The sequence below is a fragment of the Agromyces bracchium genome (assembly GCF_009709675.1).
GTDB lineage: Bacteria > Actinomycetota > Actinomycetes > Actinomycetales > Microbacteriaceae > Agromyces > Agromyces bracchium.
This window is the reverse complement of sequence record NZ_WMLB01000025.1, coordinates 61802-86728: the sequence shown is the minus strand read 5'-3', so window position 1 is coordinate 86728 and position 24927 is coordinate 61802. Positions and strand designations below refer to the sequence as shown.

The 24927-nt window shown below is 72.4% G+C and carries 21 protein-coding genes and 1 tRNA gene; 21 read left to right on the top strand and 1 reads right to left on the bottom strand.

Annotation, left to right across the window (positions count from 1 at the left end; all coding sequences use genetic code 11):
* Positions 1-5: 5 nt before the first annotated feature.
* The 20 genes from coaBC to pyk all read left to right on the top strand — a co-directional run bounded on the left by coaBC (position 6) and on the right by pyk (position 24018).
* On the top strand, positions 6-1280 hold the full coding sequence (gene coaBC, locus GJ743_RS11785; RefSeq protein WP_196216988.1) for a bifunctional phosphopantothenoylcysteine decarboxylase/phosphopantothenate--cysteine ligase CoaBC: 1275 nt from the start codon (positions 6-8) through the stop codon (positions 1278-1280).
* The gene (metK, locus tag GJ743_RS11780; protein WP_155052111.1) at positions 1277-2470 is read left to right on the top strand and encodes a methionine adenosyltransferase; all 1194 of its coding nucleotides are present in this window, start codon (positions 1277-1279) and stop codon (positions 2468-2470) included. The genes coaBC and metK overlap by 4 nt, the downstream gene beginning before the upstream one ends.
* A 20-nt stretch (positions 2471-2490) precedes the next feature.
* A complete protein-coding gene (locus GJ743_RS11775) occupies positions 2491-4449 on the top strand; it encodes a primosomal protein N' family DNA-binding protein (RefSeq protein ID WP_328289112.1) in 1959 nt (652 codons plus the stop codon).
* Positions 4450-4466: 17 nt separating this feature from the next.
* Positions 4467-5402, top strand: coding sequence for a methionyl-tRNA formyltransferase (gene fmt / locus GJ743_RS11770; protein WP_328289111.1), 936 nt, complete (start codon positions 4467-4469; stop codon positions 5400-5402).
* Entirely contained in the window at positions 5399-6904 is a 1506-nt protein-coding gene (locus GJ743_RS11765; protein WP_155052110.1) for an RsmB/NOP family class I SAM-dependent RNA methyltransferase, read from the top strand. The genes fmt and GJ743_RS11765 overlap by 4 nt, the downstream gene beginning before the upstream one ends.
* 30 nt (positions 6905-6934) lie before the next feature.
* Positions 6935-7627: a ribulose-phosphate 3-epimerase gene (gene rpe / locus GJ743_RS11760; RefSeq protein WP_155052109.1), complete on the top strand. Its 693-nt coding sequence runs from the start codon at positions 6935-6937 to the stop codon at positions 7625-7627.
* Positions 7624-7887, top strand: coding sequence for a phosphoribosyl-ATP diphosphatase (locus GJ743_RS11755; RefSeq protein ID WP_328289110.1), 264 nt, complete (start codon positions 7624-7626; stop codon positions 7885-7887). The genes rpe and GJ743_RS11755 overlap by 4 nt, the downstream gene beginning before the upstream one ends.
* A gap of 46 nt (positions 7888-7933) precedes the next feature.
* Positions 7934-8773, top strand: coding sequence for an ATP phosphoribosyltransferase (hisG, locus tag GJ743_RS11750; RefSeq protein WP_155052108.1), 840 nt, complete (start codon positions 7934-7936; stop codon positions 8771-8773).
* 11 nt (positions 8774-8784) lie between these two features.
* Positions 8785-9546 carry an imidazole glycerol phosphate synthase subunit HisF gene (gene hisF, locus GJ743_RS11745; RefSeq protein ID WP_155052107.1) on the top strand — a complete coding sequence of 254 codons (762 nt, stop codon included), beginning with the start codon at positions 8785-8787 and terminating at the stop codon, positions 9544-9546.
* Positions 9543-10001 (top strand): phosphoribosyl-AMP cyclohydrolase, encoded by a 459-nt coding sequence (gene hisI / locus GJ743_RS11740; RefSeq protein ID WP_155052106.1) that lies wholly within the window; start codon positions 9543-9545, stop codon positions 9999-10001. Before hisF ends, hisI begins: the two co-directional genes overlap by 4 nt.
* Positions 9998-11539, top strand: a complete 1542-nt coding sequence (locus tag GJ743_RS11735) for an anthranilate synthase component I (RefSeq protein ID WP_155052105.1) — start codon at positions 9998-10000, stop codon at positions 11537-11539. The genes hisI and GJ743_RS11735 overlap by 4 nt, the downstream gene beginning before the upstream one ends.
* 2 nt (positions 11540-11541) lie before the next feature.
* A complete protein-coding gene (locus GJ743_RS11730) occupies positions 11542-12255 on the top strand; it encodes a Trp biosynthesis-associated membrane protein (RefSeq protein ID WP_328289109.1) in 714 nt (237 codons plus the stop codon).
* Positions 12256-12287: 32 nt separating this feature from the next.
* A complete protein-coding gene (locus GJ743_RS11725) occupies positions 12288-12518 on the top strand; it encodes a DUF6704 family protein (protein ID WP_155052104.1) in 231 nt (76 codons plus the stop codon).
* Between the two features lie 3 nt (positions 12519-12521).
* Positions 12522-13292, top strand: coding sequence for an indole-3-glycerol phosphate synthase TrpC (trpC, locus tag GJ743_RS11720; RefSeq protein ID WP_328289108.1), 771 nt, complete (start codon positions 12522-12524; stop codon positions 13290-13292).
* Between the two features lies 1 nt (position 13293).
* Complete coding sequence (gene trpB, locus GJ743_RS11715; RefSeq protein WP_155052103.1) at positions 13294-14499, top strand: tryptophan synthase subunit beta; 1206 nt, start codon at positions 13294-13296, stop codon at positions 14497-14499.
* Positions 14496-15281 (top strand): tryptophan synthase subunit alpha, encoded by a 786-nt coding sequence (gene trpA / locus GJ743_RS11710; RefSeq protein WP_328289107.1) that lies wholly within the window; start codon positions 14496-14498, stop codon positions 15279-15281. The genes trpB and trpA overlap by 4 nt, the downstream gene beginning before the upstream one ends.
* A gap of 65 nt (positions 15282-15346) precedes the next feature.
* Complete coding sequence (gene lgt, locus GJ743_RS11705) at positions 15347-16336, top strand: prolipoprotein diacylglyceryl transferase (protein WP_376861959.1); 990 nt, start codon at positions 15347-15349, stop codon at positions 16334-16336.
* A 166-nt stretch (positions 16337-16502) separates the two neighbouring features.
* Entirely contained in the window at positions 16503-21026 is a 4524-nt protein-coding gene (gene gltB / locus GJ743_RS11700; protein ID WP_155052305.1) for a glutamate synthase large subunit, read from the top strand.
* 50 nt (positions 21027-21076) lie between these two features.
* Entirely contained in the window at positions 21077-22534 is a 1458-nt protein-coding gene (locus GJ743_RS11695; RefSeq protein ID WP_328289106.1) for a glutamate synthase subunit beta, read from the top strand.
* A 68-nt stretch (positions 22535-22602) separates the two neighbouring features.
* Positions 22603-24018, top strand: a complete 1416-nt coding sequence (pyk, locus tag GJ743_RS11690) for a pyruvate kinase (protein WP_155052102.1) — start codon at positions 22603-22605, stop codon at positions 24016-24018.
* A gap of 87 nt (positions 24019-24105) precedes the next feature.
* Here pyk and GJ743_RS11685 read toward each other — a convergent pair.
* A tRNA-Leu gene (locus GJ743_RS11685) sits at positions 24106-24191 on the bottom strand.
* A gap of 37 nt (positions 24192-24228) precedes the next feature.
* Here GJ743_RS11685 and GJ743_RS11680 point away from each other — a divergent pair.
* A complete protein-coding gene (locus GJ743_RS11680) occupies positions 24229-24834 on the top strand; it encodes an ANTAR domain-containing response regulator (protein WP_129233325.1) in 606 nt (201 codons plus the stop codon).
* Positions 24835-24927 lie beyond the last annotated feature (93 nt).

Here is a 24927-nt window from a genome sequence, read left to right as displayed (position 1 = left end):
CCCGGATGCCGCTGAACATCGTCGTCGGCATCACCGGCGGCATCGCGGCGTACAAGGCCGTGTCGGTGGTGCGCTCGCTGGTCCTCGCGGGCCACGACGTGCACGTGGTGCCGACCGAGTCCGCGCTGCGGTTCGTCGGTCGTCCGACGCTCGAGGCGATCTCCCGCAACCCCGTCCACGTCGACCTCTTCGAAGGTGTGGCCGAGGTGCGTCACGTCGCGATCGGCCAGGCGGCCGACCTCATCGTGATCGCGCCGGCGACGGCGAACTCGATCGCGAAGCTCGCCACGGGCCTCGCCGACGACCTGCTCGGCAACACGGTGCTCGCGAGCGAGGCGCCGGTCGTCGTCGCCCCCGCGATGCACACCGAGATGTGGCGGCATCCCGCCACGCAGGCGAACATCGCGACGCTCCGCGACCGCGGCGTGACGATCGTCGGCCCGGCCGTCGGGCAGCTGACGGGCACCGACAGCGGCCCCGGCCGGCTCGAGGAGCCCGACGCGATCGTCGCGGCCGCGCTGGAGGTCGCGCGGCAGCACGGGCTCGACGTCGGGGCGCCCGCCGCGGCATCCGTCGCCGACCTCGCCGGTCGACGCGTCGTCGTCACCGCCGGCGGCACGCGCGAGCCGCTCGACCCCGTGCGCTTCCTCGGCAACCGCTCGAGCGGCAAGCAGGGGGTGGCGATCGCCGAGGCGGCCGCGGCGCGCGGCGCCGAGGTCACGCTCATCGCCGCGAACCTCGAGGTCTCCTCGCCGGGCGGATGCACCGTGGTGCCCGTCTCGACCGCGCTCGAGCTGCAGGAGGCCGTGACCACGGCCGCCGCGGGAGCCGACGCGGTCGTGATGGCCGCGGCCGTCGCCGACTTCCGACCGGCCGACGTGAGCGAGACGAAGATCAAGAAGGTCGACGGCCAGGAGCGCATGTCGATCGAGCTGGTCAAGAACCCTGACATCATCGCCGGCCTCGGCGCGGCCCCGCACGACGGCACCGTGCTCGTCGGCTTCGCGGCCGAGACCGAGTCCGACCCGGCACGCCTGCTCGAACTCGGGCGGGCCAAGCGCCGGGCGAAGGGCGCCGACCTGCTGGTCGTCAACCGCGTCGGCTGGAACCATGGCTTCGCGGCCGACGAGAACGCCGTGAGCGTGATCGGCGCCGATGATGCGGTCGCGGCCGAGGCGTCCGGCACCAAGATGTCGGTGGCGCACGCCATCCTCGATGTCATCGTCGCGCGCATCACGCCCGGCGCCGAGCCCACCACGAAGGACACCCACTCCGCATGAGCGCACTGCGCCAGTTCACCTCCGAGTCCGTGACCGAGGGGCACCCCGACAAGATCTGCGACCAGGTCTCCGACGCGATCCTCGACGCGCTGCTGACCGTCGATGCCTCGGCCCGTGTCGCGGTCGAGACGCTCGTGACGACCGGGCTCGTGCACGTCGCGGGCGAAGTGTCGACGTCGGGATACGTCGAGATCCCCGCCATCGTGCGCGACCGGATCACCTCGATCGGATACGAGTCCTCCGACGTGTGGTTCGACGGCCGCTCGTGCGGCGTCTCCGTCTCGATCGGCGCGCAGTCGCCCGACATCGCGCAGGGCGTCGACGACGCCTTCGAGACGCGCGAGGGCACGAGCCTCGACGAGCTCGACCGCCAGGGCGCGGGCGACCAGGGCATCATGTTCGGCTACGCGGTGCGCGAGACCCCCGAGCTCATGCCCGTCCCGATCTGGATCGCGCACCGCCTCGCCGAACGGCTCGCCGAGGTCCGCAAGCAGGGCGAACTCGACTACCTTCGTCCCGACGGCAAGACGCAGGTGACCATCGGCTACGAGGGGCAGACCGCGCGGACCATCGAGACGGTCGTGCTGTCGACCCAGCACTCCCCGAAGGTGTCGACCGAGCAGCTGCGTGCCGAGGTCGAGGAGCTCGTGATCCGGCCGACCCTCGACCGCGTCGAGCTCGCGCGCCCCGACCTCAAGGTCCTGATCAACCCGACCGGCCGCTTCGAGATCGGCGGCCCGCAGGGCGACGCGGGGCTCACCGGCCGCAAGATCATCATCGACACCTACGGCGGCGCGAGCCGCCACGGCGGCGGAGCATTCAGCGGCAAGGACCCGTCGAAGGTCGACCGCTCGGCCGCGTACGCCATGCGGTGGGTCGCGAAGAATGCGGTCGCCGCCGGTCTCGCCGATCGCCTCGAACTCCAGGTGGCCTATGCGATCGGCGCCGCGGCGCCGGTCGGGCTCTACGTCGAGACGTTCGGCACGGGCCACCTGCCGGAGGAGCGCATCACGGAGGCGATCCGCGAGGTGTTCGACCTGCGCCCGGCCGCGATCATCCGCGACCTCGACCTGCTCCGCCCGATCTACGCGCAGACCGCGACCTACGGCCACTTCGGCCGCGAACTGCCCGATTTCACCTGGGAGCGGCTCGACCGCGTCGACGACCTCCGCGCGGCCGCCGGGCTCTGACGTGGCCGGCGGGCGCTGAGGTGACCGACCGGCCGGTGGCGCGGGTCCTCGTCGACTCGCCGCTGCCGCAGCTCGACCAGCTGTTCGACTACCGCGTTCCCGAGCGGCTCGCCGACGCCGCGGTGCGTGGTGTCCGGGTGCGCGTGCCGCTCCGGTCGGGCGGGCGCATCGCCCAGGGCTGGATCGTGGAGCTCGCCGAGCGGTCGGAGTACCGGGGCGAGCTCAGCGAGGTCGACGACGTCGTCTCCGATGTCCCGGCGCTCGTGCCCGACGTGTGGCGGCTCGCACGTGCGGCCGCCGACCGGGCGGCGGGCAATGCGAGCGACGTCCTCCGCATCGCGATCCCGCCCCGGTACGTCCGCGCCGAGAAGGCCTGGCGCGCGGCCGAGCCCGATCCCGGCCCGCTGCCCGATCATCCGGTGGCGGTCGACGGGTACGCCCCGGGGCGCGTCGAGCAGGGCATTTCGGCGGGCGAGCGGATGGCGCTGGCCGCCGATGCCCGCCCGGTTCGCCTCGAGTCCGGCGCGTGGGTCGGCGGCTGGGCTCGCACCGTCGCGCAGGCCGCCGCGCACGCGCTCGCCCACGATCGCTCGACGATCGTCGCGGTGCCCGACTACCGCGACCAGGAGCAGCTCGAGGCCGCCCTCGCTGAGGTCGTCGACCCGCGACGGGTGCTGCGCACCGACGCGCGCCAGACCGGGCCTGCGCGGTATCGGGCCTTCCTCGACGCGACCGGCGACGCCGCCCGGATCGTCGTCGGCAGCCGGTCGACCGTCTACGCGCCCGCCGCTCGCCTCGGGCTCATCGTGGTCGTCGACGACGGCGACCCGCTGCAGTCAGAGCCGCTCGCGCCGGGCGTCCACAGCCGTGACGCGGCGCTCATCCGGCAGGAGCAGTCCGGTGCGGCGCTGCTTTTCCTCGCGCAGAGCCGGAGCGTCGACGTGCAGCGACTCGTCGAACTGGGTTGGGTGCACGACGTGCCGCTGCGGCGCGGCGCACGCCCGCGGATCGTCCTCACCGACCAGCAGTCCGCGCCCGAGACCGGGGGAGCGCGCATTCCGTCCGGGGCCTGGCGCGAAGCACAGGCGGCCGTCGCCGACGGACCGGTGCTCGTCCAGGTCGCAAGACCCGGCCACACGCCCATGCTCGCGTGCGACCGTTGCCGCGAGCCCGCGCGATGCACGGCGTGCGGTGGCGCACTCGCCGTGCCGCGCGCGGGCGGCGCGCCGGCGTGCGGGCTCTGCGGCACCGCCGCGACCGCGTGGCGCTGCGGCGTGTGCGAGGGCACGAAGCTGCGCGCGGCGGTCGTCGGCGCGAGCCGCACCGCCGAGGAGCTCGGTCGCGCGTTCCCGCGATCGCGGGTCGTGGTCTCCGACGGCGAGCGACCGATCCTCCGCGTCGGCGCCGAGCCGCAACTCGTCGTGGCGACCCGTGGGGCCGAGCCGATCGCCGACGGCGGCTACCGCGCCGTGCTGCTCCTCGACGGCGAGCGGATGCTGCTGCGCGAATCGCTCCGCGTCGCCGAGGACTGCCTGCGGTGGTGGTCGAACGCCGCCGCGCTCGCGGCCCCCGCCGCGCCGGTGTTCCTCGTCGGGGTTGGTGGAGCTCTCGGCACGGCTCTCGCCACGTGGCGCCAGCCGGCATGGGCGGCGGAGGAGCTCGAGACCCGTCGAGCGCTGCGATTCCCGCCCGCGGTGCGGATGGCCTCGGTGACGTCGTCGCACGAGCGGCTCGCTGCGGCGCTCGAGCGAGTGCGCGGGGTCGACGGCGTCGACGTGCTCGGCCCGACGCCCGCCGCCGACGAGGGCCTCGAGCGGGCGATCGTCCGCTTCGGCTACGGCGCCGGAGTCGAGGTCGCCCAGCGGCTGAAGGGCGAGGCGATCCGCGCCGCGACCGAGCGTCGCCGACCGGTCGCGGGTCGACGCCCCGGCCGCCCACCGGTGCTCCGCGTCCGCATGGACGATCCCGACCTCCCGTGACACTGGGACAATGGGGTGTGCCCCACCTCCGGATCGTGTTCGCGGGAACCCCCGCCGTCGCCGTGCCCACCCTCGAACGTCTCGCCGAATCCGGCCACGAGGTCGTCGGCGTCGTCACGAGGCCGCCCGCGCCGCTCGGCCGCAAGCGCGTCCTCACGCCGTCGCCGGTCGCGCAGGCCGCCGAGCGGCTCGGCCTCCCGGTGATCGACGCCGCGCGCCTCGACGCCGAGGCCACGGAGCGCATCGAGGCGCTCCGTCCCGACCTCGGCGTGGTCGTGGCGTACGGGGGCCTGGTCCGCGAGCCGCTGCTCTCGACGCCCCCGCACGGCTGGATCAACCTGCACTTCTCGGCGCTTCCCGCCTGGCGCGGCGCGGCGCCCGTGCAGCGTGCGCTCATCGCGGGCGACGCCGAGATCGGCGCGAGCGTCTTCCGGCTCGTGCCCGAGCTCGACGCGGGCGACGTCTACGCGTCCCGGACGAGGCCCGTCGCGCCGGGCGAGACGGCGGGGCTGGCGCTCGAGTCGCTGGCCGAGACCGAGGCCGACCTCGTGCTCGACGTCGTCGACGCGATCGCGGCCGGCATCGCCGTCGCGACCCCGCAGGCCGGCGAACCGACGTTCGCGCCGAAGCTCTCGATCGAGGACGGCCGGATCGACTGGACGCGATCGATCGTCGAGGTCGACGCGCGCGTCCGCGGCGTGACCCCCGAGCCCGGCGCGCACACGGAGGTCGACGGCATCCGGCTGAAGGTGCTGGAGGCCAGGCCCGCCTCGGTCGGAGCCGAAACGCCGCGACTCGAGCCGGGCGAGATCCGCCTCGACCGGAAGCGCCTGCTCGTGGGCACGGCCGACGGGGCCATGGAGCTCCGTCGCGTCCAGCCCGCCGGCCGGAACGCGATGGCCGCCGCCGACTGGTGGCGCGGCCTCGGTGCCGAACGGGCGGAGGCGCGATGAGCGGGGAGACGCACGGGAACGGCCGACCGGAACGCCCCGTCGGCGCAGGTCGCTCGGGCGGCGCCGGGGGAGGGAGCCCTCGCGCGCAGCACCGGCGCGGCGACGGCGGCGGACGCGGTCGAAGCGGCCGGCCGCGGCAGGAACGGGTCTCGCCGGCGCGGCTCGTCGCCTACGACGTCCTCGCCGCCGTCCGCGACTCCGACGCCTACGCGAACCTGCTGCTGCCGACCCGGATCGAGCGGGCGAAGCTCAGCCCGGCGGATGCCGCGCTCGCGACCGAGCTGACCTACGGCACGCTCCGCCTCCTGGGCCGCTACGACGCGATCATCGCGCTCGCGGCGGGCCGCGACGTCGCAGCGATCGACCCGCCGGTGCTCGACGTGCTGCGGCTCGGCGCCCACCAGCTGCTCGCCACGCGTGTGCCGACGCATGCGGCCGTCAACGAGTCCGTCGCGCTCGCGCGCCGCGTCGCGCCGTCGGCGGCCGGGTTCGTGAACGCCGTGCTGCGCACCGTGTCGCGCCGCGAGCTCGCGGACTGGCTCGAGCTGATCGCGGAGGAGGCCGGGTCGGCGGATGCGGCGCTCGCCGCCGTGCACTCGCATCCCGTCTGGGTGATCCGGGCGCTCCGGTCGGCGCTCGAGCGCGAGGGCCGCGGCGACGAGCTGGTCGCCCTCCTCGAGGCCGACAACGCGACGCCGCGCGTGAACCTCGCCGCCCTTCCCGGCCTCGCTGCCGACCCGGCGGAGCTCGGCGAGCCCGATCGCTACGCGCCGACGGGCCTGACGGCCGACGCGCCGTTCGACCTCGTGGCCGCGAACGAGGGCCGGGTGCGGGTCCAGGACGAGGGCTCGCAGCTCGCGGCGCTCGCGCTGAGCCGGGTCGCCCCGGTGCGGCCCGGCGAACGCTGGCTCGACCTCTGCTCCGGCCCCGGCGGCAAGACCGCGCTGCTCGCCGCCGAGGCGCTGGCGGGCGGCGCGTCGCTCGTGGCGAACGAGGTCGTCCCGGCGCGTGCCGAACTCGTCCGGAGGGCCGTCGCGCCGGTTCCCCTCGAGGTCGCGGTCCGCGTCGGCGACGGTCGCGAGCTCGATCCGGCGGCGATGGGTGCGGAGGGCGGTTTCGACCGCATCCTGCTCGACGCGCCGTGCACGGGCCTCGGGGCGCTCCGCCGCCGGCCCGAGGCCCGCTGGCGGAAGAGCCCGACGGATGTCGCCCAGCTGACCGAGCTGCAGGGCGAGCTGGCGGATGCCGCGTTCACCGCGCTCGCCCCCGGCGGCGTCCTGGCCTACGTCACGTGCTCGCCGCACACGGCGGAGACGCACGGCAGCCTCGGACGCGCGCTCGCGCGCTGGGGGGACGCGGCCGAGGCGCTCGACACGGCCGCCGTCGTGCAGCAGCTGGCGGAGCATCCTCTCGACCTCGCCGGCGACGGGCGCACGGTGCAGCTCTGGCCGCATCGGCACGGCACCGACGCGATGTTCATCGCCCTCGTGCGCAAGCGCTGAGCGGTGGCCGACGCCGATAGGGTTGCGGGCATGGCGACGCGCATCAACCCGAGCATCCTCGCGGCCGACTTCGCGAACCTCGAGCGAGAACTCGGACGGATCGGCACCGCCGACCTCGTGCACGTCGACATCATGGACAACCACTTCGTGCCGAACCTCACCTTCGGCCTGCCGATGGTGCAGCGGCTGCAGCAGGTCAGCCCGGTCCCGCTCGACGTGCACCTCATGATCGACGACCCCGACCGCTGGGCGCCGGGCTACGCCGAGGCGGGAGCGGCGTCGGTCACCTTCCACGCCGAGGCCGTGAACGAGCCCGTCGCGCTCGCCCGGCACCTGCGGCAGATCGGCGCCCGTGCCGGGATCGCGTTGAAGCCGGGGACGGATGCCGCGCCCTACCTCGACCTCCTGCCCGAGTTCGACCAGGTCCTCATCATGACCGTCGAGCCGGGCTTCGGCGGGCAGTCCTTCATCTCCGAGACGATGCCGAAGCTGCGCCGCGTCGCCGACGCGGTCGAGGCCGCCGGACTCGACGTCTGGCTGCAGGTCGACGGCGGCATCACGGTCGACACGATCGGCATCGCCGCCGAGGCGGGCGCCGACACCTTCGTCGCCGGGTCGGCCGTGTTCCGCGGCGTGCCCGAGGAGCGGATCACCGAGCTCCGAGCCGCGGTGGCGTCACACCGCCACGAGCGCCACGAGGACCCCGCTAGTCTGGACGGGTGAAATCCTTCGACGACCTCTTCGTCGAGCTCCAGGACAAGGCCCGCTCGCGCCCCGAGGGCAGTGGCACCGTCCGTCAGCTCGACGCCGGCGTGCACGCCATCGGCAAGAAGATCGTCGAGGAGGCGGCCGAGGTCTGGATGGCCGCCGAATACCAGAGCGACGACGAGACCGCGGAAGAGATCTCGCAGCTCCTGTACCACCTGCAGGTGCTGATGCTCGCGAAGGGCCTCGCGCCCGCCGACGTGTACCGACATCTCTGATCACGCCATGACCGCAGATCAGTTCCGTCGACACGAAAGCCAGGGAATGCTCCGAATCGCCGTGCCCAACAAGGGCTCGCTCTCCGAGACCGCCGCGCAGATGCTCTACGAGGCCGGGTACACCGGTCGCAGGGACTCGCGTGAACTCGTGGTCGCCGACCCCCGCAACGGGGTCGAGTTCTTCTACCTCCGCCCGCGCGACATCGCCACCTACGTCGGCTCGGGTGCGCTCGACGTCGGCATCACGGGCCGCGACCTGCTGCTCGACTCCGGCTCGGAGGCGACCGAGATCGCCCCGCTCGGCTTCGGCGACTCGACGTTCCGGTTCGCCGGCCCGCCGGGTGCCTACGCCGAACTCGCCGACCTCGAGGGCGTGCGCGTCGCGACGAGCTACCCCGGCCTCGTGGGCGACTTCCTCGGCCGACACGGCGTGACGGCGAAGCTCGTCAAGCTCGACGGCGCGGTCGAGTCCGCGGTGCGGCTCGGCGTGGCGGATGCCGTCGCCGACGTCGTGTCGACGGGTTCGACCCTGCGCAAGGCCGGCCTCGACATCTTCGGTCCGGTCATCCTCGACTCCGAGGCCGTGCTCATCGGCTCCGGGGTGGAGAAGCCGGGTACGCAAACGCTCGTGCGTCGCCTGCAGGGCGTGCTCGTCGCGCGCCAGTACGTGCTCGTCGACTACGACGTGCCGGTAGCCAAGCTCGAGGCCGCGACCGCTGCCGCGCCGGGCTTCGAGTCGCCCACGGTGTCGCCGCTGCACGACCCCGAGTGGGTGGCCGTGCGCGTCATGATCCCGCGCGTCGAGACGAACCACGTGATGGACGCCCTGTACGAGCTCGGTGCGCGCGCGATCCTCGTGAGCGCGATCCACGCCGCGCGGCTGTAGGGGAGCGACGCATGTCCCTCGCCGTCCGTGTGATCCCCTGTCTCGACGTGGCCGGCGGCCGCGTCGTCAAGGGCGTCAACTTCCTGAACCTCCGCGACGCCGGCGACCCCGTCGAGCTCGCCGCCCGCTACGCCGAGCAGGGTGCCGACGAGCTCACGTTCCTCGACGTCACCGCCACGGTCGACGACCGTTCGACCACGTTCGACATGGTCCGCCGGGTCGCCGAGCAGGTCTTCATCCCGCTCACGGTCGGCGGCGGCGTCCGCTCCACGGCCGACGTCGCGCGGCTGCTCGGCCACGGCGCCGACAAGATCGGCGTGAACAGCGCGGCGATCGCGCGACCCGAGCTCATCGCCGAGATCGCCGACCGGTTCGGCGCCCAGGTCTGCGTGCTCTCGCTCGACGTCAAGCGGTCCGACCGCACGGAGTCGGGCTTCGTGGTGACCACCCACGGCGGACGCACCGAGACCGACCTCGACGCGCTCGACTGGGCGCGCCGGGCGATCGGGCTCGGCGCGGGCGAACTGCTCGTCAACTCGATCGACGCCGACGGTACCAAGCAGGGCTTCGACCTCGAGCTCGTCCGCGCCATGCACGAACTCTCGAGCGTGCCCGTCATCGCGTCGGGCGGCGCCGGGGCGCTCGAGCACTTCGCGCCCGCCATCGAGGCCGGAGCCGATGCCGTGCTCGCGGCATCCGTCTTCCACAACGGCGAGCTCACCATCGGCGAGGTCAAGCAGGCCCTCGCCGCAGACGGAAGGGTCGTGCGATGACGTACCGCGACGACGAGGAGCTCGAGCGCGACGCCGAGAAGTGGGCGCCAGACGCCACCGCGGTCGACCGAGCCGCGTTCAACGCCGACGGGCTGCTGCCCGCCGTCATCCAGCAGTGGGACACCGGCGAGGTGCTCATGCTCGGCTGGATGGACCGCGAGGCCATGCGGCGCACGCTCATCGAGGGGCGCGTGACGTTCTGGTCGCGTTCGCGCCAGGAGTACTGGCGGAAGGGCGACACCTCCGGTCACGCGCAGTACGTCCGCTCCGCCGCGCTCGACTGCGACGCCGACACGCTGCTCGTGCGGGTCGAGCAGGTGGGCGTCGCGTGCCACACCGGCACCCGCACGTGCTTCGACGGCGATCCGCTGCAGGTCGTGGTCGGTGCGCCCGGTTCCGCCGCCGAGTCCGCGCCCGCATCCGACCCCGACCCGGCGCCCGGAGGAGCACGATGACCGCCGCACGCACCGCCACGACCCGCTTCGACGAATTCACGACACTGCTCGAGGGGCGGCGGGTCGTGCCCGTCGTGCGGGAGCTGTTCGCCGACGGCGAGACGCCCGTCGGCATCTACCGCAAGCTCGCGGGCGGTCGGCCCGGCACCTTCCTGCTCGAGTCCGCCGAGCAGGGCGGCATCTGGTCGAGGTACTCGTTCGTCGGCGCGGCGTCGCACGGCGTCCTCACCGACCGCGACGGGCGGGTCGAGTGGCTCGACTACGGGATGTCGCGCGAGCGCGCCCTCGGCGAGGCATCCGCCGACCTCGCGCCGCTCGCCGCGCTCGAGGCGCTCTACGCGCGCTGGCAGACGGAGGACGTGCCGGGCGCGCCGCCGCTCACGGGCGGCCTCGTCGGGTTCATCGGCTGGGAGGCGATCCGTCAGATCGAGCACCTGCCGAACCGTCCGCCGGCCGACTTCGACGTGCCCGGGCAGGCGTTCGCGTTCGTGTCCGAGCTCGTCGTGATGGACCACCGGACGGGCACCGTGCAGCTCGTGGCATCCGTGCTCAACGACCGCGACGAGCCCGCGGAGCAGCTCTGGGCCGACGCGCAGGCCCGCCTCGACCGCATGCAGGCGGCGCTCGCCGAGCCGGCCGCGGCGCACCTCGCCGAGATCGACCTGTCTCGCGCTCCCGAGCCCTGGTACCGCACCGAGAAGGCCGACTTCCTCGCGGCGGTCGAGCGTTCGAAGGAGTACATCCGCGAGGGAGACATCTTCCAGGTCGTCGTCTCGCAGCGGTTCGAGCAGGAGGCCACGGCCCACCCGATCGACGTGTACCGCGTGCTCCGGAGCCTCAACCCCAGCCCGTACATGTACCTGCTGCACCTCGAGGACGTCGCGGGCGAGCCGTACTGGATCGTCGGCTCGTCGCCCGAGGCCCTCGTCAAGGTCGAGGACGGCCGCGTGTACACGCACCCGATCGCCGGCTCGAAGCCGCGCGGCGCGACCCCGGAGGACGACGCCGACCTCGAGGCCGAGCTCGTCGCCGACCCGAAGGAGCAGGCCGAGCACCTCATGCTCGTCGACCTGGCGCGCAACGACCTCGCGAAGGTCTGCACGGCGGGCACCGTCGAGGTGACCGAGTTCATGCGCGTCGAGCGGTTCAGCCACATCATGCACCTCGTCTCGTCGGTCGAGGGCGACCTCGCGCCCGACGCGAACGCCGTCGACGTGTTCCGGGCGACGTTCCCGGCGGGCACGCTCTCCGGCGCGCCGAAGCCGCGCGCGCTCGAGATCATCGACGAGCTCGAGCCCGCGCAGCGCGGCGTCTACGGGGGAGTGGTCGGCTACTTCGGCTTCGGCGGCGACGCCGACCTCGCGATCGCGATCCGCACGGCCACGATCATCGGCGGCGTCGCGCGCGTGCAGGCGGGGGGCGGCCTCGTGGCCGACTCGAACCCGGAGTCGGAGTACCAGGAGTCGGTGAACAAGGCGGCCGCGCCGCTGCGGGCGGTCGCGGTCGCGAACGCCATGCGACCCGTGCAGGCGGGGTGAGCGTGACCGCCCGACGCGTGAAGCTCGCCGCGATCCTCGGCATCCTCGTCGGATCCGGGCTCGCGCTGCTGTCGTGGAGCCAGACCTGGTACACCGCGACCCTCGTCGACGGCGCGGCCGCTGGTTCGGCGGCGACGCTCGAGGTCGGCGGCCAGGCCGCATCGCCCGCCCTGTCCGCGCTCGCGCTCGCCGGGCTCGCGCTGGCCGGCGCGCTCACGATCGCCGGTCCGCTGATCCGGATCGTGCTCGGCCTGCTCGCCGCACTGCTCGGCGGATGCGTCGTGCTCGCCGCCTCGCTCGCGATCGCCGATCCGGTGGCCGCGGTCTCGTCTGCGGTCGCCGAGGCCACGGGCGTCGCCGGAGCGGAGTCGACCGCCGAACTCGTCGCCGAGGTCGTCGCGTCGCCGTGGCCCGCCGTCGCCGTCGCCGGCGGCGTGATCGTCGTGCTCGCCGGCCTGGCGGTCGTCGTCACGGGCCGGGCCTGGCCCACGTCGCGCCGGTACGGCGGCGGCGTGCGCGTCGCAGCGGACGGCGCGACGGCGGCTCCTGCGTCCGACCGCGCCGTCGATGCGTGGGACGACCTCAGCCGCGGCGACGATCCGACCGAGGCATCCGCGCCGTCGGTCGTCGACATTGCGCCCGACCACCCGAACGGCGGCGCCGAGCCCGACGACCGCCCGGCCGATGGCGACGAGCGCGCCGAACCCACCCGCTAGACTCTTCCCCGACCCCGCACAGAAGGAGCACCATGAGCACTGAGCACGTTGACCCCGGCCACGGACACTCGCCCGCGGCCTGGACGGCCGTGGTGATCATGCTCCTCGCCTTCACCATCGGCACGGTCGCGTTCTTCTTCGACGTGCAGTGGCTGGTGTGGGCGTCCGCGGCACTCCTCGTCGTCGGCATCGTCGTCGGGTGGGCGCTCGCCCGCGCCGGCTACGGCGTCGACGGCGACAAGGTCGCGCCCAAGGCGCACTGACGCGTGCTGTCCGAGCTCACCGCGAACGCCGTCGCCGACGCCGAAGCGCGTCGCGCCGACCGCCCGATGACCCTGGTCGAGGCCGCGGCCCTCGCGCGCCCCGATGCGCTCGACGCGCTGGCCGCGCTCGCTCCGGCCGCGCACGTCAAGGTCATCGCCGAGATCAAGCGCTCGAGCCCCTCGCGGGGCTCGCTCGCCGCGATCGACGACCCCGCCGCGCTCGCGCGCACCTATGAACTGGGCGGCGCGAGCGCGATCAGCGTGCTCACCGAGGGCCGGAAGTTCGGCGGGTCGCTCGCCGACCTCGAGTCGGTCCGTGCAGCGGTCTCGCTGCCGGTGCTGCGCAAGGACTTCATCGCGTCGGCGTACCAGGTGTTCGAGGCGCGCGCCGCAGGTGCCGACCTCGTCCTCCTCATCGTCGCCGCGCTCGACGATGCGACGCTCGCCGAGCTGTACGGGCTCATCACCGAGCTCGGCATGACGGCGCTCGTCGAGACGCACTCCGCCGAGGAGCTCGACCGCGCCGCTCAGCTCGGCGCGAAGCTCATCGGCGTGAACGCACGAGACCTCACGACCTTCGAGCTCGACCGCGACCTGTTCGGCCGCGTCGCCGACCGCTTCCCCGCGGGCGCGATCAAGGTCGCCGAATCGGCCGTCCTGTCGGCGGCGGATGTCGCGCACTACCGCGCGGCGGGCGCCGACGCGGTGCTCGTGGGCGAGGCGCTGGTCACGGGCGACCCCATCTCGAACCTCTCTGCATTCCTGGCGGTGTGACATGGCCCTGCGTGCCCAGACCGGTCCCTACTTCGGCGAGTTCGGCGGGCGCTTCGTGCCCGAGTCCCTCGTCGCGGCCCTCGACGAGCTCTCGGAGGCGTACACGCTCGCGAAGCTCGACCCCGCCTTCGGCGAGGAGCTCGCCGAGCTCGGCCGGAGCTACACGGGCCGGCCGTCGATCATCACCGAGGTCCCGCGCTTCGCCGAGCACGCGGGCGGCGCCCGCATCATCCTGAAGCGGGAGGACCTGAACCACACCGGTTCGCACAAGATCAACAACGTGCTCGGCCAGGCGCTGCTCACCAAGCGCATCGGCAAGCAGCGCGTCATCGCCGAGACGGGCGCGGGCCAGCACGGCGTCGCGACCGCGACCGCGGCCGCGCTCTTCGGGCTCGACTGCACGATCTACATGGGCGAGGTCGACACCGAACGCCAGGCGCTGAACGTGGCGCGCATGCGGCTGCTCGGCGCCGAGGTGATCGCGGTGAAGACCGGGTCGCGCACGCTGAAGGACGCGATCAACGACGCCATGCGCGACTGGGTCACGAACGTCGAGACGACCAACTACATCTTCGGCACGGTCGCGGGCCCGCACCCGTTCCCCGAGATGGTGCGCGACTTCCAGAAGATCATCGGCGAGGAGGCGCGCCAGCAGGTGCTCGACCTCACCGGCGCGCTGCCGACCGCCGTCGCCGCGTGCGTGGGAGGCGGGTCGAACGCGATCGGGATCTTCCACGCGTTCCTCGACGACGCCGACGTGGCGCTCTACGGCTACGAGGCCGGGGGCGAGGGCGTCGAGACGCCGCGTCACGCCGCGACCATCTCCAAGGGACGACCCGGCGTGCTCCACGGGGCGCGCAGCTACCTCCTGCAGGACGAGGACGGCCAGACCATCGAGTCGCACTCGATCTCCGCGGGCCTCGACTACCCGGGCGTCGGCCCCGAGCACTCCTGGCTCGCCGCGCTCGGTCGGGCGACCTACCGTGCGGTGACGGATGACGCGGCCATGCAGGCCCTGCGCCTGCTGACGCGCACCGAGGGCATCATCCCCGCGATCGAGTCGGCGCACGCGCTCGCGGGCGCGATCGAGCTCGGCAACGAACTCGGCGGCGACGCCACGATCCTCGTGAACCTCTCCGGTCGCGGCGACAAGGACATGGACACCGCCGCCCGCTACTTCGGCCTGTACGACGGAGGCGAGCAGTGAGGAACGTCGGCCCCGTCATCGCGAGGCGCAACGAGGAGGCCGCCGGCGCGCTGATCGGCTACCTCCCGGTGGGCTTCCCGACGCTCGACGAGAGCGTCGACGCCGCGGTCGCGCTCGTCGAGAACGGCGTCGACGTGCTCGAGCTCGGCCTTCCGTACTCCGACCCCGTCATGGACGGCACCGTCATCCAGGCCGCCACGCAACAGGCCCTCGCGAACGGCTTCCGTCTCGCGCACGGCTTCGAGGCGGTGCGCCGCGTCACCGAGCGCGTCGACGCGCCGGTGCTCCTCATGACGTACTGGAATCCCGTCGTGCAGTACGGCGTCGACCGGTTCGCCGACGACCTCGCCGCCGCCGGGGGAGCCGGGCTCATCACGCCCGACCTCATCCCCGACGAGGCCGCCGACTGGATCGCCGCCTCCGAGAGGACCGGTCTCGACCGCGTGTTCCTCGCGGCGCCGACCTCGACCGACGCGCGCCTGCGGAAGACGATCGACGCGAGCCGCGGGTTCGTGTACGCGGTCTCGACGATGGGCATCACGGGTGCTCGGAGCGACGTCGACCGCGCCGCCCGAACGCTCGTCGCCCGCCTGGGCGAGGCGGGCTCGCCCGCCAGCTGCGTCGGCGTCGGCATCTCGACGGCCGCGCAGGTCGCCGAGGTGCTCGAGTACGCGGAGGGCGCGATCGTCGGCTCGGCGCTCGTCAAGGCGCTCGCCGACGGCGGCGTCGACGCGGCGGGCGCGCTCGCTGCGGAGCTCGCGCGCGGCACCGTCCGACAGTGAAGTAGTCTCGACGGGGCCGCCCCTGACGGCGCGCCCCGCAGCATCGACGAAAGGCAGAGCCCGGCGTGATCGCACCGCTCAGCATCCCGAGCCCCGACGAGGCGTGGCGCACGCTGGAGATCCCGATCTTCGGACTGACGCTCAACATCCAGATGTACGCCCTGTGCATCCTCGCGGGCATCATCCTCGCCACGATCATCACCTCGCGCCGCCTCACCAAACGCGGTGCCGAGCCGGGGATCGTGCTCGACGTCGTCCTGTGGGCGGTGCCGCTCGGCATCATCGGCGCGCGGCTCTACCACGTGCTCACGCACCCCGACGACTACTTCGCCGGCCAGGAGTGGTGGAGGGTCTTCGCGATCTGGGAGGGCGGCAACGCCATCTACGGCTCGCTCATCGGCGGTGCGGTCGGCGTCATCATCGCGTGCCGACTCACGGGCCTCCGTTTCTGGTCGTTCGCCGACGCGCTCGCCCCCGGCCTCCTCGTCGCGCAGGCGGTCGGGCGCCTCGGCAACTGGTTCAACCACGAGCTCTTCGGCTGGCCGACCGACCTCCCGTGGGGCCTCGAGATCGAGGCCGACAACGCGGCGTTCCCCGCCGGGCTGCCCGAGGGCACCCTGTTCCACCCGACGTTCCTGTACGAGATCGTGTGGAACCTCCTCGGCGTCGTCGTGCTCCTCGCACTCGAGCGCGCGTTCCGCCTCCGGTGGGGCAAGATGTTCGGCGCCTACCTCATCTGGTACGGCGCGGGTCGGGCCGTCTTCGAGACGATCCGCGTCGACCCGAGCGAGATGTTCCTCGGCATCCGCTCGAACGTGTGGGCCTCGTTCGCGGCGATCCTCATCGGCATCGTGATCATCATCGTCCAGAGCCGCCGACACACCGGAATCGAGCCGAGCGTGTACCGCCCGGGGCGTGAATGGGTGCCCGCGGATGCTGAGGTAGACTCTGACGACACCGAGTCCGACACCGACTCTCTCGACGATGGCGTCGAGGGCGAGAACGCACACGGCGAGCCGGCTGCCACAAGCTCGAGCCGCTCGGCCTCCGAATAGGAGCCACGCCGAAATCGCGTTCCCCATCGCTGCGCCGCACCTCGCGCCGCGAATCCTCCATCGTGGGCCGACGCCGTCCCCGTTGCCACCGAGATACCGAGGACGGTCCAACGTGTCGCTTCCCCCTCCCCACGCCAGGTTCGGTCTGACCCCGCCCGCCCAGGGCATGTACGACCCTGCCGCAGAGAAGGACGCCTGCGGGCTCGCGATGGTCGCGACCCTGCGCGGCACCGCCGGGCATGACATCATCACCGCGGCGCTCGACGCGCTGCGGAACCTCGAGCACCGAGGTGCGGTCGGCTCCGACGCGGGCACGGGCGACGGTGCAGGCATCATCACCCAGGTTCCCGACGCGTTCCTCCGAGAGGTCGCGGACTTCCCGCTCCCCGAGGCCGGGGCCTACGCGGTCGGCAACGCGTTCCTCCCCGTCGACCCCACCGCGCGGAGCCAGGTCAAGCAGCAGCTGCGGCGCATCGCGGGGTCCGAGGGCCTCGAGGTCATCGGATGGCGCGAGGTCCCCGTCCGCCCCGACGAGCTCGGCACGCTCGCGCGCGCGGCGATGCCGGTCGTCCAGCAGCTCTTCGTCCGGAGCTCGGCGACGACGTCGGAGGGCGCGCACGTCACCGGCATCGCCCTCGACCGCCTGACGTTCCGGCTGCGCAAGCGCGCCGAGCGCGAGCTCGAGCTCTACTTCGCGTCGTTGTCGAGCCGCACCCTCGTCTACAAGGGCATGGTGACGACGCTCCAGCTCGAGCCGTTCTACCCCGACCTCTCCGACGAGCGATTCGCGTCCAAGCTCGCGCTCGTCCACTCGCGCTACTCGACGAACACCTTCCCGTCGTGGCCGCTCGCGCAGCCGTTCCGGATGATCGCGCACAACGGCGAGATCAACACCATCCAGGGCAACCGCAACTGGATGCGCGCGCGCCAGTCGCAGCTGGAGTCCGAGGTGCTCGGCGACCTCGCGCCGGTCATGCCCGTCGTCACGCCGGGCGCGAGCGACTCGGCCTCGTTCGACGAGGTCGTCGAACTGCTCACGCTGGCCGGGCGGAGCCTTCCGCACGCCGTCATGATGATGGTGCCCGAGGCGTGGGAGAAGCAGACCGAGATCGACCCGGCACGGCGGGCGTTCTACGACTACCACTCGATGCTCATGGAGCCGTGGGACGGCCCGGCGGCGATCGTGTTCACCGACGGCACGCTCGTCGGCGCGACGCTCGACCGGAACGGCCTGCGTCCGGGCCGCTACCTCGTGACCGACGACGGGCTCGTCGTCCTCGCGAGCGAGATCGGCGTGATCGACCTCCCCCAGCGCCGAGTGGTCCGCAAGGGCCGGTTGCAGCCGGGTCGCATGTTCCTCGTCGACACCGAGGCGGGCCGCCTCATCGAGGACGACGAGATCAAGGCCGAGCTCGCGGCATCCGCCCCATGGCAGGACTGGCTCGACGAGGGCCGCATCCGCCTCGCCGACCTGCCGGAGCGCGAGCACATCGTGCACCCGCCGGCATCCGTGAACCGACGCCAGCGCACCTTCGGCTACACCGAGGAGGAGGTGAAGGTCCTCCTGGCGCCCATGGCCAAGGCGGGCCAGGAGCCCATCGGCGCGATGGGGTCGGACACGCCGATCGCGGTGCTCTCGCAGCGCCCCCGCCTGCTCTTCGACTACTTCACCCAGCAGTTCGCCCAGGTGACGAACCCGCCGCTCGACTCGATCCGCGAGCAGGTCGTGACCTCGCTCTCGACCTCGCTCGGCCCCGAGCGGAACCTGCTCGCCGCGGGTGCCGAGCACGCGCGGCAGGTCTCGCTCGACTTCCCGGTCATCGACAACGACCAGCTCGCGAAGATCGTGCACATGACCGCGCCCTCCGGTGCTCGTGCCGCACGCACGCTCCGCGGGCTGTACCGCGTCGACGAGGGCGACGCGGGCCTCCGCGCCCGGATCGACGAGCTCTGCCGCGAGGTCGACGAGGCGATCGAGGAGGGCGCGTCCTTCATCGTCCTGAGCGACCGCGACACCACGAAGGACCTCGCGCCGATCCCGTCGCTGCTCATGCTCTCGGCCGTGCATCACCACCTCATCCGGTCCGAGACCCGCATGAAGGTCGGCCTCGTGGTCGAGGCGGGCGACGTGCGCGAGGTGCACCACGTCGCGCTCCTCGTCGGCTACGGCGCCTCGGCGGTGAACCCGTACCTCGCCATGGAGACGTGCGAGGAACTCGTCCGCTCCGGCGTGCTCACGGGGGTCACCCCCGAGCAGGCGGTGCGCAACGTCATCACCGCGCTCGGCAAGGGCGTGCTGAAGATCATGTCGAAGATGGGCATCTCGACGATCGCGTCGTACGCCGGCGCCCAGGCCTTCGAGGCCGTCGGGCTCTCGCAGGAGTTCATCGACGAGTACTTCACCGGCACGACCTCGAAGCTCGGCGGCGTCGGCATCGACGTGATCGCCGCAGAGAACCGGTCGCGCCACTCGGTGGCCTACCCGGCGGATGTCGCGGTGCGGGCGCACGAGCGCCTGCAGACGGGCGGCGAGTACCAGTGGCGCCGCGACGGCTCGCCGCACCTCTTCAACCCCGAGACCGTCTTCCGCCTCCAGCACTCGACGCGGAACCGCCGCTACGACGTCTTCCGCGAGTACACCGACATGGTCGACACGCAGGCGGAGCAGCTCATGACGCTCCGCGGCATGTTCGCGCTGCGGACCGGCGTGCGCCCGGCCGTGCCGATCGACGAGGTCGAGCCGGTCGAGTCGATCGTCAAGCGCTTCTCGACGGGCGCGATGAGCTACGGCTCGATCTCCAAGGAGGCGCACGAGACCCTCGCGATCGCCATGAACCGCCTCGGCGCGAAGTCGAACACGGGTGAGGGCGGCGAGGACCTCGACCGCCTGCTCGACCCGCAGCGGCGCAGCGCGATCAAGCAGGTGGCCTCGGGCCGGTTCGGCGTGACCAGCATGTACCTCACGCACGCCGACGACATCCAGATCAAGCTCGCACAGGGCGCCAAGCCCGGCGAGGGCGGGCAGCTGCCGCCGACCAAGGTCTACCCGTGGGTCGCCCGCACGCGGCACGCGACGGCGGGCGTCGGGCTCATCTCGCCGCCCCCGCACCACGACATCTACTCGATCGAAGACCTCAAGCAGCTGATCTTCGACCTGAAGCGCGCCAACCCCGGGGCGCGCGTGCACGTCAAGCTCGTGAGCCAGTCGGGGATCGGCGCCGTCGCCGCGGGCACGGCGAAGGCCCTGGCCGACGTCATCCTGGTCTCCGGGCACGACGGCGGCACGGGCGCGAGCCCGCTGAACTCGCTGAAGCACGCGGGCACGCCGTGGGAGCTCGGCCTCGCCGAGACCCAACAGACGCTCATGCTCAACGGCATGCGCGACCGCGTCGTCGTGCAGGTCGACGGACAGCTGAAGACCGGTCGCGACGTCGTGATCGGCGCGCTGCTCGGCGCCGAAGAATTCGGCTTCGCGACCGCGCCGCTCGTCGTCGAGGGCTGCGTCATGATGCGCGTCTGCCACCTCGACACCTGCCCGGTCGGCGTCGCGACGCAGAACCCCGAGCTCCGCAAGCGCTTCACGGGCAAGCCCGAGTTCGTGGTGAACTTCTTCGAGTTCATCGCACAGGAAGTGCGCGAGTACCTCGCCGAGCTCGGCTACCGCTCGCTCGACGAGATCATCGGCCGCCGCGAGCTCCTCGACATGGAGCGCGCCGTGCGGCACTGGAAGGCGTCGGGCCTCGACCTGACCCCGGTTCTCGTCGGTCCCGACTTCTCCGACTCCGAGCCGCGTCGCAACGGCCGCCGGCAGGACCACGAGCTCGACGAGCACTTCGACAACGAGCTCATCCGGCGCAGCGCGCTCGTGCTCGAGGAGGGCGGCCGGGTCGAGATCGAGCTGCCGGTCCGGAACACCGAGCGGGCGGTCGGCACCATGCTCGGCCACGAGGTCACGGTCCGCCACGGCGCCCAGGGCCTGCCCGAGGGTTCGATCGACGTGACCCTCACGGGCAGCGCGGGCCAGTCGTTCGGCGCGTTCCTCCCGAGCGGCATCCGCCTGCGACTTGAGGGCGACTCGAACGACTACGTCGGCAAGGGCCTCTCGGGCGGCCAGATCATCGTGCGCCCCTCGCGTGAGGCGGGCTTCGTCGCCGAGCGCAACGTGATCGCCGGCAACGTGATCGGCTACGGCGCGACGCAGGGCAGCATGTTCATCCGCGGCATCGTGGGGGAGCGCTTCCTCGTCCGCAACTCGGGGGCGACCGCCGTCGTCGAGGGCGTCGGCGACCACGCGCTGGAGTACATGACCGGCGGCCTCGCGCTGATCCTCGGCCCGACCGGGCGCAACCTCGGGGCCGGCATGTCCGGCGGCACGGCCTACGTGCTCGACCTCGCGGAGGCGAAGGTCAACCGCGAGTCGCTCTCGAGCGGCGAGCTCGAGCTCCACGAGCTCGGCAGCGCCGATCACGAGATCGTCCGCGACCTGCTCGAGCAGCACCTCGAGCACACCGACTCGGCGGTCGCCGCGACGCTCCTCGCCGAGGGCGCCGCCGCGTTCGACCGATTCACGAAGGTGCTCCCGCGCGACTACGCCGCGGTCCTCCGGACCCGGCAGAGCGCCGTCGACGAGGGCCTCGACCCCGACGGCGACGTGGTGTGGAGCCGCATCCTGGAGGTGACCGGTGGCTGAGCGCCAGGCGCACGGCCGTACGGTCCCGATCGACAGCATGGAGGTGACGGGTGGCTGACCCGAAGGGCTTTCTGAAGGTCACCGAGCGGGAGCTTCCGAAGCGTCGCCCCGTCCCGGTGCGCATCATGGACTGGAAAGAGGTCTACGAGCAGGGCGACTCCGCCCAGCTCCGACGCCAGGCCGGTCGATGCATGGACTGCGGCATCCCGTTCTGCCATCAGGGCTGCCCCCTCGGCAACCTGATCCCCGAGTGGAACGACCTGATGTGGCGCGGCGAGGGCCGCGCCGCGATCGAGCGACTGCACGCGACGAACAACTTCCCGGAGTTCACGGGCCGGCTCTGCCCCGCCCCGTGCGAGTCGGCGTGCGTCCTCGGCATCAACCAGCCGGCCGTGACGATCAAGCAGGTCGAGGTCTCGATCATCGACCAGGCGTTCGGCAGCGGATGGGTGCAGCCGCAGCCGCCCGGTCGCCTCACCGGCAAGACCGTCGCGGTCGTGGGCTCCGGCCCGGCCGGCCTCGCGGCCGCCCAGCAGCTCACCCGTGCCGGGCACACCGTCGCCGTGTACGAGCGCGACGACCGCATCGGCGGACTCCTCCGCTACGGCATCCCCGACTTCAAGATGGAGAAGAAGCACCTCGAGCAGCGGCTCGCGCAGATGACGGCCGAGGGCACCCGCTTCCGGGCGGGCGTCGAGATCGGCGTCGACCTCGCGTGGGACGAGCTCCGCCGGCGCTACGACGCCGTCGTGGTCGCCACGGGCGCGCTCGTGCCCCGCGACCTGCCGATCCCGGGTCGCGACCTGCCCGGCGTGCACTTCGCCATGGAGTACCTCACGCAGTCCAACCGCGTGGTCGCGGGCGACGACGTGTTCGACCAGATCAGCGCGGAGGGCAAGCACGTCGTGGTCCTCGGCGGTGGCGACACCGGCGCGGACTGCATCGGCACCGCCCACCGCCAGGGCGCGCTGTCGGTCACGAACCTCGCCATCGGCAAGCAGCCGAGCTCGTCCCGCTCGGCCGAGCAGCCGTGGCCGATGCACCCGAACGTGTTCGAGGTGCAGAGCGCGCACGAGGAGGGCGGCCAGCGCCAGTACCTCGCCTCCACGGTCGAGTTCCTCGCCAACGAGGTCGGCGAGGTGCGCGCCATCCGGGTCGCCGAGACCGAGTACCTCGACGGACGTCGCGTGCCGAAGGCCGGCACGGAGCGCGAGATCCCCGCCGACCTCGTCCTCCTCGCGCTCGGGTTCACCGGTCCGGAGACCGAGGCGGCGAACGACCAGCTCGGCCTGCGAGCCACGGACCGCGGCAATTTCGCGCGCGAGGCCGACTACGCGACCGAGGAGCCCGGCGTGTTCGTCGCCGGCGACGCCGGCCGCGGGCAGTCGCTCATCGTCTGGGCCATCGCCGAGGGGCGGGCTGCGGCGGCATCCGTCGACCGGTACCTTGAAGGTGAGACGCAGCTGCCCAGCCCCATTCCCGCGACGGCGCGAGCCTTCGCCGTGTGACCGGCGCCGTCGGCGCCTGCAGACCCCGATCCAGCGCTTCGGCGCGTAACCCCTGGAGCACACACCACATGAGAAGAGCGAAGATCGTCGCCACCCTCGGGCCGGCGACATCGAGCTACGAACAGATCCGCGCGATCATCGATGCCGGCGTCGACGTGGCGCGCATGAACCTCAGCCACGGCAGCTACGACGTGCACGAGGGGGTCTACCAGAACGTCCGGAAGGCGGCGAACGACTCCGGTCGCGCGGTGGCCGTGCTCGTGGACCTCCAGGGGCCGAAGATCCGCCTCGGCAAGTTCGCCGACGGGCCGCACGAGCTCGCCGAGGGCGACATCTTCAAGATCACGACCGAGGACATCCTCGGCACGAAGGAGATCGTCGGCACCACGTTCAAGGGCCTGCCGCACGACGTCGAGGCCGGAGACCACCTCCTCATCGACGACGGCAAGGTGCGCGTCGAGGTCCTCGACACCGACGGCACGGTCGTGACCACGAAGGTGGTCGTCGCCGGACCGGTCTCGAACAACAAGGGCATCAACCTGCCCGGCGTCGCCGTGAACGTGCCGGCGCTGTCCGAGAAGGACGAGGCCGACCTGCGCTGGGCGCTGAAGCTCGGCGCCGACCTCATCGCGCTGTCGTTCGTCCGCAACGCGAGCGACATCGACCGCGTGCACCAGATCATGGCGGAAGAGGGTCGCCGCCTGCCGGTGATCGCCAAGATCGAGAAGCCGCAGGCCGTGGAGGCCCTCGAGGGGATCATCGAGGCGTTCGACGCGATCATGGTCGCCCGCGGCGACCTGGGCGTCGAGCTGCCGCTCGAGGCGGTGCCGATCGTGCAGAAGGGCGCGATCGAGATCGCCCGGCGCCTCGCCAAGCCGGTCATCGTGGCCACGCAGATGCTCGAGTCGATGACCCACGCGCCCGTGCCGACCCGCGCCGAGACCTCGGACGTCGCGAACGCCATCCTCGACGGCGCGGACGCGGTCATGCTCTCGGGCGAGACGAGCGTCGGCGAGTACCCGGTGCAGACCGTGAAGACCATGGCCCGCATCATCGAGTCGACCGAGCAGCACGGCCTGCACCGGATCGCTCCGCTCGGCACGAAGCCGCGCACCCAGGCCGGGGCGATCACGCTCGCCGCGGTCGAGGTGGCCGACTTCGTCGAGGCCAAGTACCTGTGCGTGTTCACCGAGACAGGCGAGTCGGTGCGACGGATGTCGCGCCTGCGCAGCACCATCCCGATCCTGGCGTTCACGCCGTATCCCGAGATCCGTCGCCGGATGGCCCTCAACTGGGGCGTCGAGTCGTTCGTCGTCGCGCCGGTGACCCACACCGACCAGATGGTCGGCCAGGTCGACGAGGTCCTCGGCAAGACCGGGAAGGCCGAGGCCGGCGAGAAGATCGTCATCATCTCCGGCTCGCCCCCCGGCATCCCCGGCACCACCAACGACGTGCGCGTGCACGTCGTCGGTGAGGTGCTCTGACACGGTTCGCCCGAACGGCCCGGTCGCGTGCAGCGGCCGGGCCGTTCGCCGTGCGCCGGAACATGGCGGGCGCGGCATCCGATCGCGTGGTGCCGGTGGTGGGGGTCGAACCCACACGCCCTCTCGGGCAAAGCATTTTGAGTGCTCCGCGTCTGCCATTCCGCCACACCGGCCTCAGGGCCCCGGCCAGAATACCGTAGGCTTTCCAGCGTGACAGACACCGAAGACACCCAGCCGGCACCGCGTCGCGTCGTGGTCGCGGAGGACGAATCGCTCATCCGCCTCGACATCGTCGAGATCCTGCGCGACAACGGCTACGAGGTGGTCGGCGAGGCCGGCGACGGCGAGACCGCGGTCCAGCTCGCGACCGAGCTGCGGCCCGACCTGGTCATCATGGACGTGAAGATGCCCCAACTCGACGGCATCTCGGCGGCGGAGCGACTCTCGAAGGGCCACATCGCCCCGGTCGTCCTCCTGACCGCGTTCAGCCAGAAGGAACTCGTCGAGCGTGCGAGCGAGGCGGGCGCCCTGGCGTACGTCGTCAAGCCGTTCACCCCCAACGACCTGCTGCCCGCGATCGAGATCGCCCTGGCCCGCCACGCGCAGATCATCGCGCTCGAGGCCGAGGTCGGCGACCTCGTCGAGCGATTCGAGACCCGCAAGCTGGTCGATCGCGCGAAGGGCCTGCTGAACGAGAAGATGGGCCTCACCGAGCCCGAGGCGTTCCGCTGGATCCAGAAGGCCTCGATGGACCGCCGACTGACCATGAAGGACGTCTCGCAGGCGATCATCGAGCAGCTCGCGCCCAAGAAGTAGCCCGCTGGGCCTTCCGGCCCTAGGCCGGCGAGCGGGCCCGTGGGCAGGATGTGTGCGTACCGGGGCGGCCCGGCCCGGATGCCGAGCGAATCG